Source organism: Mesorhizobium sp. M7A.F.Ca.MR.245.00.0.0, from assembly GCF_003997415.1.
Classification (GTDB): Bacteria; Pseudomonadota; Alphaproteobacteria; order Rhizobiales; family Rhizobiaceae; genus Mesorhizobium.
This window is the reverse complement of the sequence record NZ_RZTE01000001.1, coordinates 552083-567075: the sequence shown is the minus strand read 5'-3', so window position 1 is coordinate 567075 and position 14993 is coordinate 552083. Positions and strand designations below refer to the sequence as shown.

General features: G+C 63.1%; 14 protein-coding genes. 2 read left to right on the top strand and 12 right to left on the bottom strand.

Going from position 1 to position 14993, the window contains the following annotated elements; genetic code table 11:
* The first annotated feature begins 17 nt into the window (after positions 1 to 17).
* A complete protein-coding gene (locus EOB80_RS02815; RefSeq protein WP_127271493.1) occupies positions 18 to 107 on the top strand; it encodes a putative RiPP precursor in 90 nt (29 codons plus the stop codon).
* 214 nt (positions 108 to 321) lie between these two features.
* Entirely contained in the window at positions 322 to 420 is a 99-nt protein-coding gene (locus EOB80_RS02810; RefSeq protein ID WP_127326585.1) for a putative RiPP precursor, read from the top strand.
* Between the two features lie 61 nt (positions 421 to 481).
* Here EOB80_RS02810 and EOB80_RS02805 read toward each other — a convergent pair whose 3' ends face one another.
* From EOB80_RS02805 to EOB80_RS02750, 12 genes are all read right to left on the bottom strand, one after another.
* Entirely contained in the window at positions 482 to 1678 is a 1197-nt protein-coding gene (locus EOB80_RS02805) for a hypothetical protein (protein WP_127326584.1), read from the bottom strand.
* Positions 1679 to 1870: 192 nt separating this feature from the next.
* Positions 1871 to 2641, bottom strand: a complete 771-nt coding sequence (locus tag EOB80_RS02800) for an exodeoxyribonuclease III (RefSeq protein WP_127326583.1) — start codon at positions 2639 to 2641, stop codon at positions 1871 to 1873.
* A 4-nt stretch (positions 2642 to 2645) separates the two neighbouring features.
* Positions 2646 to 3290 (bottom strand): alpha/beta fold hydrolase, encoded by a 645-nt coding sequence (locus EOB80_RS02795; protein ID WP_127317991.1) that lies wholly within the window; start codon positions 3288 to 3290, stop codon positions 2646 to 2648.
* Positions 3291 to 3522: 232 nt separating this feature from the next.
* Positions 3523 to 4638, bottom strand: coding sequence for a tetratricopeptide repeat protein (locus EOB80_RS02790; protein WP_127326582.1), 1116 nt, complete (start codon positions 4636 to 4638; stop codon positions 3523 to 3525).
* A complete protein-coding gene (locus EOB80_RS02785) occupies positions 4635 to 5540 on the bottom strand; it encodes a Ku protein (RefSeq protein ID WP_024501732.1) in 906 nt (301 codons plus the stop codon). The genes EOB80_RS02790 and EOB80_RS02785 overlap by 4 nt, the downstream gene beginning before the upstream one ends.
* Positions 5541 to 5767: 227 nt before the next feature.
* On the bottom strand, positions 5768 to 8260 hold the full coding sequence (gene ligD, locus EOB80_RS02780) for a DNA ligase D (RefSeq protein ID WP_127326581.1): 2493 nt from the start codon (positions 8258 to 8260) through the stop codon (positions 5768 to 5770).
* 43 nt (positions 8261 to 8303) lie between these two features.
* Positions 8304 to 8528 (bottom strand): hypothetical protein, encoded by a 225-nt coding sequence (locus EOB80_RS02775; RefSeq protein ID WP_023813316.1) that lies wholly within the window; start codon positions 8526 to 8528, stop codon positions 8304 to 8306.
* Positions 8529 to 8745: 217 nt separating this feature from the next.
* Positions 8746 to 9927 (bottom strand): glycosyltransferase family 9 protein, encoded by a 1182-nt coding sequence (locus tag EOB80_RS02770; RefSeq protein ID WP_348629489.1) that lies wholly within the window; start codon positions 9925 to 9927, stop codon positions 8746 to 8748.
* Positions 9928 to 10022: 95 nt separating this feature from the next.
* Entirely contained in the window at positions 10023 to 11246 is a 1224-nt protein-coding gene (locus tag EOB80_RS02765) for a GNAT family N-acetyltransferase (RefSeq protein ID WP_127326580.1), read from the bottom strand.
* Between the two features lie 12 nt (positions 11247 to 11258).
* Complete coding sequence (locus EOB80_RS02760) at positions 11259 to 12488, bottom strand: GNAT family N-acetyltransferase (protein ID WP_127326579.1); 1230 nt, start codon at positions 12486 to 12488, stop codon at positions 11259 to 11261.
* An 8-nt stretch (positions 12489 to 12496) separates the two neighbouring features.
* Positions 12497 to 13804 carry a hypothetical protein gene (locus EOB80_RS02755; RefSeq protein WP_127326578.1) on the bottom strand — a complete coding sequence of 436 codons (1308 nt, stop codon included), beginning with the start codon at positions 13802 to 13804 and terminating at the stop codon, positions 12497 to 12499.
* A complete protein-coding gene (locus EOB80_RS02750; protein WP_127326577.1) occupies positions 13801 to 14970 on the bottom strand; it encodes a glycosyltransferase in 1170 nt (389 codons plus the stop codon). Before EOB80_RS02750 ends, EOB80_RS02755 begins: the two co-directional genes overlap by 4 nt.
* Between the last annotated feature and the right edge of the window lie 23 nt (positions 14971 to 14993).

The window sequence follows — 14993 nt, the reverse complement described above, 5'->3', positions numbered from 1 at the left end:
GATGAGGAGAGATTACCATGAAGAAGACTTACGCGAAGCCGGCTCTCGTCAAGAAGGGCAAGCTTTCAGCCGTCACGGCAAACGGCTCGACCAGCGCCACGATATAATCTGGCACACTCTTGGCCGAAACGTGCCTGGCGCTGGAGCAATTCCAGAAAAAGCATCGAAGGCCTTCGATGCGGGATGGCGTAAACAAGAATTGGAGGGCGGGCGCCTTGCCGCTCCTCCTTGGATTTATTGCAGTTTTACCGATTTCAGCCGCATGGTTGACAGATGGCCGCAGTCTGGCATCATCGGATCGGGATTTTAGGAGAGTCTGATATGAAAAAGATCTATGTGAAGCCATCGTTCTTGAAAAAAGGCCGGTTGTCGGCGGTCACTGCGGCCAACGGCGCCTCGATTATTATTGTGCCGGGCTGACCGTCAACATAACCTGATTGAAGCGGGGCGAAATTTCGCTCCGCTTTGGCATGCCTAAATCTCAGCGCGTTAAGACCAGATCGTCCACGACCATTTGCCAATAGTGCTTCGTCGACAGGCGAACACGCGTTACAGCTTTGAGCATCGGGGCGTAGTGCAGCGGCGTCAGCGCCGACAGCGTGACCTCGTCGCTTGCAATCAGCTGCTCGCCAAGCCAGCTTTCGATCAGCGCCACCTCCCCTTCCGACGCCAGCCAGGCGGCGCTCAGCATGACCGAGTGAAAGCCGAACGGCCGTTCGCAGCTGAATTCGGCCGGCAGCCCGCTGCTGGTGTAGAGCACATGGTCGCCGGAAACATTGCCATTGACATAGCCCTGGCTATCCTTGGTGAAGTCGCGGGCCATCGCATTCAGGTTGCGCCACGCCAATCCGGCATGGCCAGCCGGAATTTTCCTGAGGCTGCGCGACGTCACATCGTCGAAATCGATCGTTTCGAGGGCGGCATCAGTGTCGATGCCGGCGCGTTGCGGCGACAGCAGGCCTAGATCCGCCGAGTAGGGCGACAGCGTCAGCCGCCGCTCCAAGCCGCCGCCGCTGACGCTGACCGTGTCGGCTTCTTCAGCCAGGTCGAAGCTGAAGACGGCACCCGGGGCCAGTGCCCGCGTCTCCAGGACGTGCCCGTCCCCCGACATGGAGAGGGTCGCTGGTCCATCGCCGGCAACGCGCCCGCTGACGCGGCGCGGCGGTGCCAGACCGACCGGCAGCAGCATCTCCTGCGATACCATCCCGGCCGGCGAACCCGGCAGCGGCATGAAGCGTCGGGACTGAATGTCATTTTCGCTTTTCGCCTGCCAGCCGGGCGGCACCGAAACCACAAAGCGCCAGTTGCCCGGCTTGCGGATCACGGCCTTTCTGCTTTTCACCGACATGGGAAAATTGGCAAAGCCGGCATTGTTGGTGCGCGCGGATGCGGCGAGCTTGCCCGCTTCGTCATACAGCCGCACCATGATCCCGGCCATCGGCCGGTCTCCGGCGCCGTATTTGCCGTCGCGATCGACATCGAAATAGACGAAGGATGAGTAATTGAGCATACCCCCGCGGGCATTCCAATCGGTACGGACGGCATAGTCGGCAGCCGGATTGGTCTGCCGCCGTCCCTTGCGACGGCTGCGCTTCCGCCACAGCAGCCAGGACATGACAGCAGCCGCAAGCACCACAATGGCGGCGGCCAATATCGAGACAGCGCCCAAGTCAGGCATGGAGCCTCGATCCACAAATCTCCTGGGGGGTTGCGTTCACGGGCGATCCGGCTGGGTTGGAGTACTTTGCCGACAGGTTATTGCATGTCGGCCAAAAGCGAACCCGGATTGGGACAGCAACATGCATCGAGACAAAAGACTTTAAGCGCGTTGCAGGGAGCCGTTCAAGCGCGACGCAATGAAAGCAGTCGCCTACTTCAATTCCACCCACACCGGCGCATGGTCGCTGGCGCCGTCCTCGCCGCGCACGTCGCGGTCGATGCCGGCGGAGGTCAGGCGGCGTGCCAGTTTCTTCGACAGCAGGATGTGATCGAGCCGGAGGCCGGCATCGCGCGGCCAGCGGTTGCGGCGATAGTCCCAGAATGTGTAAAGCGTTTCCTTCGGATGCATCTTGCGCAGGGCATCAAGCCAACCCTGGTCGAGCAGGCGCTGGAACGACGCCCGGCTTTCCGGCTGCACCAGCGCGTTGTCGTCATAGGAGCGGGTGGCGTAGATATCGCGCGGCTCGGGCACGATGTTGTAGTCGCCGGCCAGCACCACCGGCAGGCCGGTGTCGAGCAACTGTTCGGCATGCACCTCCAGCCGCGCGTGCCAGGCGAGCTTGTAGGCGAATTTCGGGCCGGGCTGAGGATTGCCGTTCGGCGCATAGAGACAAGCGACGATGATGCCGTTCACCGCCGCCTCGATATAGCGGCTCTGCCTGTCGGCATCGTCGCCGGGCAAGGCATCGCGGGTCAGCACCGGTTCCGAACCCCGCGCCAGGATGGCAACACCGTTCCACGTCGGCTCGCCCTTCCACACCGCGCCATAGCCGGCCGCCGCCAATGCCGAGCGCGGAAACTGCATGTCGCGCGCCTTCAGCTCCTGCAGGCACACGACATCGGGCTTTGCCACAGCCAGCCATCCCAGCAGGTTTTCAAGCCGGCTGTTGATGTTGTTGATGTTGAAGGAGGCGATCTTCATCGCTTCAGGAAGCGATCCGACCCGACCACGCCTTGACCGTCTCGGCCAGCGTCTTCAGATGGTCGGCCGCCGAAAATCCCGAGATGCTCTTGCGTGGCTTGAGATCATGGTCGCCATCCTCCAGCCAGATCACCTCGATGCGATCGGAAAGGTCATAAGTCGCAACCTCGTCCCTGGTGCCGAACTCGTCGCGGGTACCCTGGAAGATCAGCGTCGGCGTCTTCAGATCGGCAAGGTGTTTGGTGCGCAATTGCTCGGGCTTGGCCGGCGGATGGAAGGGATAGCCGAGGCAGACCAGCCCTGAAATCTCCCCCTTGGCAAACATCTCGTCGGCGACCATGGAGGCGACGCGCCCACCCATCGACTTGCCGCCGATGATCAGCGGTCCCGTCACGCCCTTTGCCCTGAGGTCGGCTGTCGCCTTGATATATTCCGGATTCACCGTCTCGGCCCGCGGCGGCGGTTTGCGGTGGCCGTAGCGGCGGGCAGCCATGTAGTGGAATTCAAAGCGCGCGACCTGTAAGCCGGCCGCGGCCAGCGCCTTGGCGGTGGCGGTCATCGAAGGCGAATCCATCGACGCGCCCGCACCATGGGCAAGCAGGATGGTGGTGGGCGCGGTGTCGGGACCGTCGAAGAGGAAGTGGGTCATGCTGTGATGTCCGGCGCGACGGCGACGCTGCTGATCTCCCCCCTCGTGGGGGAGATGCCCGGCAGGGCAGAGGGGGGCGTGAAGGAATGCCAGCCTTCGGTCATGCTTGCGTGCGAGAACACGCGCCAAAATTGGCCGATCTGTTGGCGGGACAGCGCCCCCCTCTGTCTTGCCGGACATCTCCCCCGCAAGGGGGGAGATTGGCTGTCATCGCGGCCTTTGCCAATCATGCTCACCCCGCCGTCCGCGCCAGCTGCAGATCCACGAACTGCACGCCCTTGGCTGCAACCCGCGCCCATTCCGAATCCGCGTCGAGTTCGAGATAGCGCACCCACAGCCGCCGCGCCTCCGGCAGATTGCCGGCGTCGAATTCCAGTCGGGCGAGGTTGAACACCGGATCGGCATAGGTCTTGTCGAGCGTGATCGCTTTCTGCAGGTGCCTTCGCGCCGAGGCTTCGCGACCTTGCTCGCTCATCAGTCCGGCCAGGTTGAACCACGCCTCGACGAAGGCCGGGTCGAGTTTTATCGCATTGATATAGTCATGAGCGGCGTCCACCGCGTGGCCGCCGGCGCGCAGGCAGTTGGCGCGGTTGAAGGCGGCAATCGCATCGCTCGGATCGATGGCGAGACAGCGCTGGTAGAGCGCGGCGGCCCCATCATGGTCGCCCTGCTCCTCCGCCGCTTCCGCCTCGGCGAACAGCTCCTCCAGCGTGTCGTCACCCTCTGCCCCGGCTGTTCCGAGATCGAACAGCAACTGCCCATCGAGTTCGCTCTGGCCGCCTTCGAGATAGATCGCGTCGGCGCGCCCATGCTGCGAGCCGACATTGAGCGACTTGGCGGTCAGCGACGCCACCGGGCCGGAGCGGTGGACGGAGCGCGCGATCGCCGCCCATGTCGCGCCGCCGGCGATGAGCCCGGCATATTTGCGCGCCAGGATCAGGTCGCGGAAGGAATAAGGTTCTGTGTCATGCTCGAACGCATCGAACAGCGACAAAAAATCGAGGTCGGAGCCTGATAGCCGCGACTGATCGATCAGCGATTGCCGCGACAGCGAAGACGCCTCCGGTGTCTTCATCAGTCCGAGAAGGCGCAGGAATCCGTTCTCGCTGATCAGCGTTCGACCGGCCGCGCGCTCGGCGGCGACACTGCGCTCGATCCCGGCATCGCCGTTTTTGACGAGGCCTGCCCTGGCGAGAAGTGTCCGGCCGAAGACGACATGCGTGGTGCGCCTGGTGATACCGCGCCGCAGCTGGCCGTGCCGGCGTTCCACTTCCCGCGCAGCCAGCCTGAGCGGAAAAGCCGCCAGTGCGCCTATCGTGCCGAAAACAGCGCCGGCCGGTGCCGTCATTTCTTGCTCTTGCCGACCGCCTTCAGCAGATTGGCCTTCAACGGATTTTCAGCAGCACCACCCGCTGCCGCCTTCTTCGCGGCGGGCTTGGCAACCTCGTCGGCCTTGCTCTTCGATTTGGCCGGCGGCTTCGATTGCGACAGGCTCGCCTTCAGCGCATCCATCAGGTTGATGACATTGCCGCGCTCGGGTGCCGCCGCGATGATCGGCTTGTGGCCTTTCAGCTTCTCGCGGATCATCGTCATGAGTGCCGCCTCGTAGCGGTCCTCATAATTCTTCGGATCGAAGGTGGTTTCCTTCTGCTTGATCAGCGCTTCGGCGAGCTGCAGCATTTCGGGGTCGGGCTTGCCAGCCGGGATGTTGCCGAAATATTCAGCCGTCCCGCGCACTTCGTTCGGGTTCCTCAAGGTGCACACGAACATGCCGTTCTCGCGCGCGCCGATCGTCACCACGCGCTCGCGGCTGGACAGCACCAGGCGGGCGATCGCCAGCTTGCCGGATTTGCGCATCGCTTCGCGCAGCACGGCAAAGGTCTCTTCCGCCATCGCACCGTCGGGCGCCATGTAGTAGGGCGCATCCTGATAGATGACGTCGACCTCGTCCTCGTCGACGAAGGCCTCGATGTTCATCGTGTGATTGGATTCGATGCGCACCGCATCGAGGTCGGCATCATCGATGATGATGTACTGCTTGTCCTCGTATTCGTAGCCCTTGACCAGATCAGCACGCTCGACGAGCCCCAATTCGGGGTCGACCGGTTTCATGTTGATGCGGTTATGGGTCTTCTTGTGCAACTGGTTGAAGCTGATGCGCTCGCTGGCGCTGGTGGCGGGATATAGCCGCACCGGACAGCTCACGAGGCTGAGTTTGAGGTAACCTTTCCAACTTGCCCTGGGCGCCATGAAACACTCCTACGCGGCCATGCACTGACATTTGCTGCAGCGCTTTTCGTCCGAAGGACGATTGGCGCTGAGGAAATCCTACACCGACCCCACACGATACAGGCAAATCCCTGACGAAATCTTCCGGTACGTCTTTGAGGTCGTGGCGGAGAGAATAATTCAAATTGTCGGAAGCGTCGATGGACTTGGAATTGAGACGCTGGCGGGACTGCGCCCTCATCTCGCGACTACTTCCCCGTCCCCTCGAACACTGGCAGATCCCGCGCGAACTCGTCGATCTCGGCCCACGGATCACCCGACGTCGCCAGCAGCCCCGGCAGGGAGGAATAGTTCAGATCCTGCGGCGCATCGATGGATTCGAGGTCGCTCCAGCTCACCGGGGTAGAGGCCGGCAGATTGGTGCGGGCGCGCAGCGAGTAAGGTGCCGCGGAGGTGTGGCCGCGCGCATTGCGGTGGTAGTCGATGAAGATGCGCTTCTTGCGGTTGTCCTTGCCCATGGTGGTGGTGAATGTGTCCGGCGCCGTTGTCGCCAGATGCGTGGCGATGGCGCTGGTCGCCTGGTGCAGTTTCTTCCAGTTCTGCTTGCCCGTCACCGGCACGGTGATGTGGATGCCGTTGCCGCCGGAGGTCTTGGCGAACGGCACCAGCCCCAGGCGCTCCAATTCGTCCTTGATGTGCACCGCGGCCTCGACCACCTCGCGCCAGGTGATCCCTTCTCCCGGATCGAGGTCGAGGACGATCTGGTCGGGTCTGTCGAGGCTGGTGCGGTGAGTGCCCCAGGTATGGAACTCGACGACGCCGAACTGCGCCAGCGCCAGATACCCTTTCGCGCCTTCGACCGAGAGATAGGATTTGGTCTCGCCCTCGGAATTTGTCGCCTCGAATGTCACCACCGAGGGCGGCATGCCGGTGAAGGCGTGGCGCTGGAAGAAGCAATCCTTCGGCAGGCCGGTCGGGCAGCGCACCAGCGACACCGGCCGGCCGAGAATGTGCGGCAGCATGAAATCGCCGACCAGCGCATAATAGACGGCGATGTCGAGCTTGGTCGGGCCGGTCTTGCCGAACAGCCGGCGCGTCGGATTGGTCACCCAGATGGTGGCAAGGTCGGCCTCGGCGATCAGCCGCTTGCGTTTGGACGAGACCGGCGTCGACAGGCCGACATCTCTCAAACCGCGGAAGACGCCGTGGCGCAGTGCGTTGTCCGATGTGCGGTTGGCGTAATGGATGCGCGCCGACAGCAGCGGGCGCACCCAGTTCATCTCGCGCATTATTTCGCGCGGGACGCCCTCGGGCGCGGTGGCGCCTTCCCGCAGCGGCTCCAGCCTGGCGAGCAACTCACCGGCGGTGGCGGCATCGAAACCAGTGCCGACCTTGCCGCGATAATGCAATTCACCATCCTCAAACTCTGCCATGCCGAGCGCCGCCAGCCCTTCGGCCGCATCGGAGATGGTGAAGCCTGCGATGACGAAGTCGTCCGACAGCAACGCCTTGGTCTTGGTCCAGCTTTTGCTTCGGCCGCTCTGATAGATGGCCGTGGCGCGCTTGGAGACGACACCCTCCAGCCCCAGTTCCGCCGCCTGGTCGTAGAGCCCCTGCCCCGAGCCCTCGACATGGTCGGAGAACTGGATGGCGGAATTGGCGCCGAGGCCCGACAGCATCTGCGCCAGCAGCGCCTTGCGCCGGACCAGCGGCGCCTTGGTCAGGTCCCAGCCGTCGAGATGGAGAAGATCGAAGGCGTAGAAATGGAGCATGCTGCCGGCGCCCTGCGCCAGCGCATCCTGCAGCAGCGCGAAACGGCTGATGCCCTTGGCATCGAGCACCACGATCTCGCCGTCGACGATGGCGTCGCGGCACGGCAGTTTGGCGAACGCATGCGGCAGGTCGCCATAGCGCTTCGTCCAGTCGATGCCGCCACGGGTGATCAGCTTGACCGCGCCCTCAGTAAGATGCGCCATGGTGCGGTAGCCGTCGAATTTGATTTCGTGCAGCCAGACCTGTTGGGTGTCCTCGCCATCCGGTGGTTTTGGCACCTGCGTCGCCAGTTGCGGCTCGATACGGGCAAGCATGGGGGCCTTGAACGCACCCGGCAGCGTGCCGGGCTTCAGCGATCCCTGTCTGGGCGCGGGTTTGGCGGCTGGCTTCGCCGGCGCCGCCAGCTCCTCGATGCGCAATCCGGATTTGACGCTTTCCGGCCGGCCCGTGAGGATGTCAAGCGCGGTGTCGGCGGCGAGGTCGCGCTCCTTGAACAGCAGCCAGTTCTTCTTGTTTTCGTCTTCGCCGGGTTTCGGCTTCAGCCGGGTCAGCATCCAGCCGCCATTGAGCTTGTCGCCGGCCAGCCGGAACTTGAAGGCGCCGGTGCGCAAACTCTTTTCGACATCGTCCATCGGCGCCCAGCTGCCGGTATCCCAGACGATCATCGGCCCGCCGCCATACTCGCCTTCGGGAATGACACCCTCGAAGTCGATATATTCGAGCGGATGATCCTCGGTCTCGACCGCCAGTCTTTTGTCGGCCGGATTGAGCGAAGGGCCGCGCGGCACCGCCCAGCTTTTCAAGACATCGCCGACCTGTAGGCGCAGATCATAATGGTCTGCGGTGGCGTGGTGCTTGTGCACGACGAAGCGGTTGCCTTCATCCGTGATGAGACCGCCTGCCGGTTCCGGCGTTTTGGAAAATTCTCGCCTCGCGCGGTAGGATTGGAGCTTTGGCGGGGTGGTCATGGCAAAGGTCGAAGCACGGAGGCCAGGAACAAGCCAGGCGCGCTCAATCGTCAGCAGCCGGCGTCAACTCGAGCTCCGCCGGCGACAGTCCTTGCTGCAGCTGGCTCAGCCGGAATTCGTCGACCCAATAGGCCTCGCCGTCGACCAGAACCCGGGCCTGGTAGGTGCCTGCCGAAAAACGCTGCGCGGTGATGTAGACCTTGTGACGATCGAGCGCCTTGCGCACCGCGGCGCGCTTGGAATTCTGACCTGTGACGGGACTGAACATGACACTGCCCTCGGTCGCCCCAGACACACAACGCGGCCGCTGCCGGCAGCCTGACGACTGGGGTCAAGGATGGCGGAGACGCGCCGTCCTGTCAATTTCGCGGACAGCGCAGGATGCGGCCCGGTCAAATTTGCCAATCTTTTGAAGATGTTTGAGCCTCGGCCTGAATCAAGACGTGAAGCGCGCCGCCAAACAATCGCCCGTCGCTGCCGCCCTGCTACGCGGCCGGCATGCCCGAATGAGCAGATTTTTGAACTTCCGTGCCGATGAGATCGAGTGTCACCGCCGCAACATCGGCAACCTGGAGCCGCTGGACGCAATAGACCCCACCGGCGTTGTTTTCTTTACACACACCTGGAGCGATGCATGGGCAAGGCATGGGCGGCTGGAGCGTCCGGTTGGGAACACCGAACGGGCCCCATTGCTCTGGCGACGTCAGACCGTACAGCCCCACCGCTGGAGTTCCGACAGAGGCCGCGATGTGCATCGGGCCGCTCTCATTGCCAAGAAAGATCGACGCTTCGGCCAACAATGCCGTCAGGACCTCAAGCGAGGCTTTTCCGACGACACTTGCGACCGGCGATGCTGCCACTTCAAGGATCCTTTGCGCGGCAAGCCCTTCATCCGGCCCGCCAACAAGGAGGGATCGCAGCCCGGTTTTGGCGTATACTTCGTCGATGACCGCAGCAAAATGTTGCGGCGGCCAACAACGTCCTTCGAACCTCGCGCCGGCATGCACTGCCACGTACGACTTCTTCGCCAAAGCGTTTTCCGCAAGAAGCCTGGCACACTCTTCCTGGGCAGTACTGGTCGGCTGCAGCCGAGGTGTTGGATCCTCACAATCCAGCCCAAGGGCGCGGAGAGGAGACAGGTTCCTGTAGAGATAATGCGGTCCGCCATCTCCGAAGGTCGCGGCGAGAACGTTTGCAAGCTGGATTTCCCAGAACTTCATCGGATGCTCGGAAGGATCGAAGCCGACGCGAAGTGGAGCGCCGATCAAACGATGCATGATCCGCGAGGTTTTTGAATCGGTAAGGTCGATGCTAAGATCAAATCTTCGACGCCGCAGATCAGAGATGACGCCACGATAGTCGCTCAAACGCTTGCGCAGAGTCCTTCCTCTGCCACGGGATTCAAAGCCAACGGCAACATCGGCGATCCCTTGCGCGACGATGAACTCCTTGAGACCCGGCGCACAAAGCATGGTCACCGATGCTTGTGGATAAGAAAGACGTAGATTGCGAACCAAAGCAGATGTCAGAACGACATCTCCAATGTACTTCGTTTGGATAATGAGGATGGAACGTATCCCATCTCCTAAACTTGCATTCATCGAGATGATCTGCCGAAAACGCCAACTTAAAAAAATCCGCCCGTGACACTCATTTCTGAACGTCAAGCCGCGCTTTCAGATATAGAGTTAACCGACCCTGTCAACAAGCTTGCCTGCCCGGCCTTGGTGCTCTGCATCGCAGGACCGGCAAACGCTCGTCCTCAGTCCTTCAATCGCCGCAAGCGGCGCGTCAGGCCCTGGACGGCCTTGAGCAGCCGGGGACGCGACCGCGTCATGCCTTCGACCCGGCTGCGCAGCAAAATGGCTGCGTTCGCAGCCCTGCCCCGCACCGTCACCGGTTCGCAGATCTCGGCCAGTACCGAGCTCGAGGCACCGATATGTTGCTTGTAGCCCTGGCCGCCGACCGACAGGTCGAAATAGTCGAAGCCCCGCTCGCATCCCCACATCATCAGCTTGCCCATCGTCGTCAGGCCGGGTGAGACATTGGCGACCGCATTCTGGTCGATGCCGAGCAGGAGGGCGTGAAGTGTGCCTTTTCTGACCAGCACATAGATGGAGGCGAGCCAGGCTTCACCGACGCGTAGTCCGAAGAGCCGCACCGATCCATTGGACAGACCTTGCAGCGCCGCGGCGCGGTAAAAATCGACGACCGGCGCCTGCGTCAGGAGGTCGAAACGCCCGAGCTCACGAAAACGCTTGAGCCGCAGTTCCAACAGCGCATCCAGGAGCTCCTCGGTCAGATCAGGCGTGTCGGCCTCGATCAGAGCGAGGCCACCAAGCTGTTCGAAGCCGCGACAATGCTTGCGGAAGGCCTTGGCGAAGGACGGCTTGCAGATCCGCTTGATGAGCGTCTCCGGATCGCCATGCAGGACGAGGCCGGAGCTGACCTGGATGGAGTCCCGCGCCACCGAAAGCAATGCCAGCGGATTGGCCACGCCGTGGACCTGCTGCGGAATTCCCGCGATATGGATGCGATCCGCCGGTGGCAGCACGGCACGGACCGCCGCCCACATGGCGTCGGCACTCTGCCTGGTCCACTCTATCCCATCCGCCAGCAGCGGCACTGAGTAGTCGCACACGCGACAGCTCAGCCATTCGATCACGTGGTGGCCGAAGGCCCGGCGCCGCATCAGCGGCAACAGCATGGCCGGCGCGCCGGTCACTGCGTCACTCACCTCGACGAGGATCAGATCCGCGTCTTTGGGCATCAGCCGTGCGGCGATTCCTTCGACCCAGGCATAATGCTGGTGGGCAGTGCAGACGCCGTGAGCTTCAAGGAGCAGCCATAGCAGCCTTACGGTGTCGAAGCTGGTGTGCAGCCGAGCCGTGAAGTGCGGGGTTGCATCAACGTTGGCGACAGTCGGGGAAACCGGCCCACCGGGCAAATCCTTTATCGGAGTCGTTCCCGCCGCGTAGCTTGCCACATGCTTCTCCCGTCATTCTGATCCCCCGCGCAGGCGCCGCAAACCCCGCATCAGTCCCTGGAGCCTCTTCAGCAGCCGAGGTTTGGAGCGCACGAACACCTCGGCCCGGTTGCGGATCTCGATGGCTGCGCTCACGGCGCTGCCTCGCACCGTAATCCCGTGGCAAAGCTCGCGCAGACCCGAACCCAAGGCACCCATATGTTCCTTATAACTCTGGTTGCCTACCGACAGGTCGAAATAATTGAAATCGCGCCCGCGCGCCCAGTTCATCAACTTGCCCATGATCAGAAGTCCCGGCGAGACATTGGGCACCGCGCCCTGATCGATTGAGATCAGCAGAGCATGAACGGTGACTTGATGGATCAGCAGGTATTGGACCGCGATAAGAGCTTCACCCACACGCAACCCGAAGAGCCGCACCGACCCATCCGACAGGCCCTCGAGAGCAGCGTTTCGATAGAAATCGACAACCGCCGCCTGCGTCAGCAGGTCGAAGCGGCCCAGTTCGCGAAAGCGGCTGAGCCGCATCCGGACCAGGCCGGCGAAGATGACCTCCACCAGGGCCGGCGTGTTGGCTTCGACCAGTTCCACGCCGCCAAGCCGTTCGAGGCGACGCCAGTCCTTGTTGAAAGCCTTGACGAAGGATGGCCGGCATAGGCGCTTGAGGACGGTTTCCGGATCGCCGTCGATGGCGAGGCCGAAGCTGGTATGCAGGGAATCGCGCGTGGCCGCCAGCAGGGCCAGCGGATTGGCGACACCGCTGATCGATTGCGGAATTCCCCTGATCTGGATACGGTCCGCCGGCGGCAGCACGGAGCGCACCGCGGCCCACGCGGCCTGCGCCGACTGCGTCGTCCACGGGCTCGCATCGGCCAGCAACGGTGCCGAATAGTCGCAAACGCCACAGCTCAGCCACTCGATCACCCGATGGCGGAAAGCCGGTCGCCGTATCAACGGCACCAGCATTCGCGGCACGCCCGTCACGGCGTCGTTTACCTCCACGATGAGCAGTTCGGCACCTTCAGGCATCAGCCGCGCTACGATCCCCTCGGCCCAGGCATAATTCTGGTGGGCGGTGCACACACCGTCCGCCTGGAGGCGCAGCCAGAGCGGCCTGGCCGCTTCCAGGCTGGTGTGGAGCCGCGCCGTGTATGCATCGTTGGCGACGACGATGGCCGGATGGGAGGACTGGCCATCGGGCGAGCCGGTCACCGCAGCAATTTGCACCGCCTGGACTGCCATGTTTTTTCCTATCGCTTTGCCGTGGCGAACGACAGCGTGCGCCGCCACGCGCCCAACCGGCTGTCGCGCGCCTCGTCGGGATGCTCGATATTCCACATGCGGTGATGCGCGAAATACCATGACGCCACGAGCACGAACATCTCCGAGACGGCGGAACCCAACAACGCCCACGGCGGAGACGCGATTGCCAGCAGGGCCGCGATCAGTGCCAGCCCGACGACCGCGCCGCCCGTCGTGGTGAACGCGACGATCCGAAAATCGCCGAGTATCTCAAGCACGATACGGGGCATGATATAGAGCATGATCGGGACAAAATTCGCGATCACGAAAAGTCCGATGAACCAGGTCGAAGCGTCCTGGAGAGCCTGGGATTTTATCATCGGCAGGACGAACATGATGGCGCATCCATATGCAAGGCCGCCAAACCCCATGACGAGCGCCCAGATCTTGGCCTGCGTCCAGACACGGCCTGTTTCATTGTTCCGCATCAGCCTGGCGAGATCCGGCTGCGTCATGTTGACGAAAGCAAGGCTGATGATGCGCAGCGGGGCAAACAGCACCAGAACCGCCGCCAGCGGTGCGTAGGCGGCAGGACCGGCAATGCCGGCGACCAGCAGCGCCAGACATTGACCCTGGATGTTGGTGGTGGTCGCGCTGAATGCCGACCAGCGCAGCTGGGGCCACAGTCTGACATAGCGTCGCCGCGTCGGCATGCGGAAGCTGATGCGAAGCGAGCGCCGCGCCAGCCGGACCAGGACGAAAATGCCGAATACATTTGCCGCGGCTAGTGCATAGAACACGGTCTGCAGCGGGTCTTGGACCAACCAGATCGACAGCCCGGTCAGGACACAGCCGGCGACTGTAAACGCGCCATCGCTGACGGAGACGACAACCTGCTGGCGCCGTGCGAAGAAAGCCGTGCGCATATGGCTGCGCAACGACCAGGCACCGACGAAGCAGCCGGCGGCAATTCCGCTTGGATCGCCAAGGACATGCATCAGGACTGCCGTGCCGACGGCCATCAGCAACGCCACGATCAGCGCCGCCGTTCCGAACGCCACGTCATAGGTATCGACGCCGGCGCTGTTGGTGCTCTTGCTCATCCAGATGCTGGCGGGAACGGCGGTGAGCGACCTGATATAGGACAGGCCGACACCGCCCATCACCATGCCGATGGCGAAGAGGCCGTAGCCCTGCGCCGACAGCATGTGCAACAGCATGATGTTGAGGGCAAAATGAAAGCCGCTCTGCATCGCCTCGCCGCCGATCATCAGCACGAGGCGTCGAACCAGATGGCTCGGAAACGCTAGCTTCACGGCCGCGTCTCCGCTTCGCGGGCAGCAGGCACCCTGCCCGGCCGCGCGATGGTCGTCTTCAGCTTGTCGGCGGCGATCGCGGTGATCGCCGCGGCCGCGACCGGCTCGCTGAAGATTGCCTCGTAGCGCGCGCGCCCGGCAGCGACAAACCCGCGCCAGGCCTCAGGGGCGAGGATGATCTCCTGCAATTTCGCGCCAAGAGCTGCTGCGTCGCCGGGCGGAACATGCCAGCCGGTCTCCCCGTCGCTGACCACTTCCACCAGCCCGCCGATCGCCGACACAAGCGGCGGCCGGCCATAGGCCATCGCCTCGATGGCGACGCGGCCCAGCGACTCGGGACGCCGGGACGGCACGGTGACGATGTCGGCCCAGCGGTAGTGCTCCGAAGGGTCAGGCACGAAGGGCAAGACATTGACGCGCCCGGTGAGACCCATCGTCTCGACCAGTTCGGCCAAAGCACGCTCGCGCTCGGTGCTTTCGAAGGCGCCGCCGACCAGCCGCACCTCGATCCTCGCCTGGAGTTCCGCCGGCATCGCGGCGATCGCCTCCAGCAGGATTTCCTGCCCCTTGATCCGGTTGATACGGCCAAGCAGCAGCACCCGCAATGGGCGCTTGCCGTCATAGGTGGTCGGTTCGACGGCCGCCGGCCCGGCAACGCCGTTGTAGACGACATGCGTGCGCGCGGTTATGGGATCGCCGAAAGCGGCGCGCGTCGCGCGCGAGTTGAAGATCAGATCGGCATGGCTCCAGCGCATCAGGCCGACGAGTATCCTGCGCATGGCGCCTTCGGGGATTTCGTGGATGTGCAGGACGGCCTTTTGGGGAAGAAGGCGTGCGGCCAGCGCGTAGTCGGCCACGATCGAGGTGTTGACATAAACGAGGTCGCATTCCTTGAGGCGCCGCCACGCCCTGAACACGGCAACCGGCAATCGCGCCATCTCGACGGTCGCAAGGCGCGCAATGGCCTGGCGCCTCAGCACCCACAGCGGTTCGAAGACGATCCGGCTGGCATGCGCTTCCAGGATCCGCACGATCGGCCCGCTACGCGGTAAAACCACTTCGATGTCGGCAGACGGAAACGCGGCGCGCAACGCGGCAACGCTCTCCGCGAAGCTGCGGTCAGAACCATAGAGTTCATAACCCTGATGAACGCAGGCAATCCGCATCTTTATATCCCGCCGGGTGCTAC

Coding starts and splice junctions, on each gene's coding strand:
- EOB80_RS02815 (WP_127271493.1), top strand. CDS start 18: ATGAAGAAGACTTACGCGAAGCCGGCTCTCGTCAAGAAGGGCAAGCTT.
- EOB80_RS02810 (WP_127326585.1), top strand. CDS start 322: ATGAAAAAGATCTATGTGAAGCCATCGTTCTTGAAAAAAGGCCGGTTG.
- EOB80_RS02805 (WP_127326584.1), bottom strand. CDS start 1,678: ATGCCTGACTTGGGCGCTGTCTCGATATTGGCCGCCGCCATTGTGGTG.
- EOB80_RS02800 (WP_127326583.1), bottom strand. CDS start 2,641: ATGAAGATCGCCTCCTTCAACATCAACAACATCAACAGCCGGCTTGAA.
- EOB80_RS02795 (WP_127317991.1), bottom strand. CDS start 3,290: ATGACCCACTTCCTCTTCGACGGTCCCGACACCGCGCCCACCACCATC.
- EOB80_RS02790 (WP_127326582.1), bottom strand. CDS start 4,638: ATGACGGCACCGGCCGGCGCTGTTTTCGGCACGATAGGCGCACTGGCG.
- EOB80_RS02785 (WP_024501732.1), bottom strand. CDS start 5,540: ATGGCGCCCAGGGCAAGTTGGAAAGGTTACCTCAAACTCAGCCTCGTG.
- ligD (WP_127326581.1), bottom strand. CDS start 8,260: ATGACCACCCCGCCAAAGCTCCAATCCTACCGCGCGAGGCGAGAATTT.
- EOB80_RS02775 (WP_023813316.1), bottom strand. CDS start 8,528: ATGTTCAGTCCCGTCACAGGTCAGAATTCCAAGCGCGCCGCGGTGCGC.
- EOB80_RS02760 (WP_127326579.1), bottom strand. CDS start 12,488: ATGGCAGTCCAGGCGGTGCAAATTGCTGCGGTGACCGGCTCGCCCGAT.
- EOB80_RS02750 (WP_127326577.1), bottom strand. CDS start 14,970: ATGCGGATTGCCTGCGTTCATCAGGGTTATGAACTCTATGGTTCTGAC.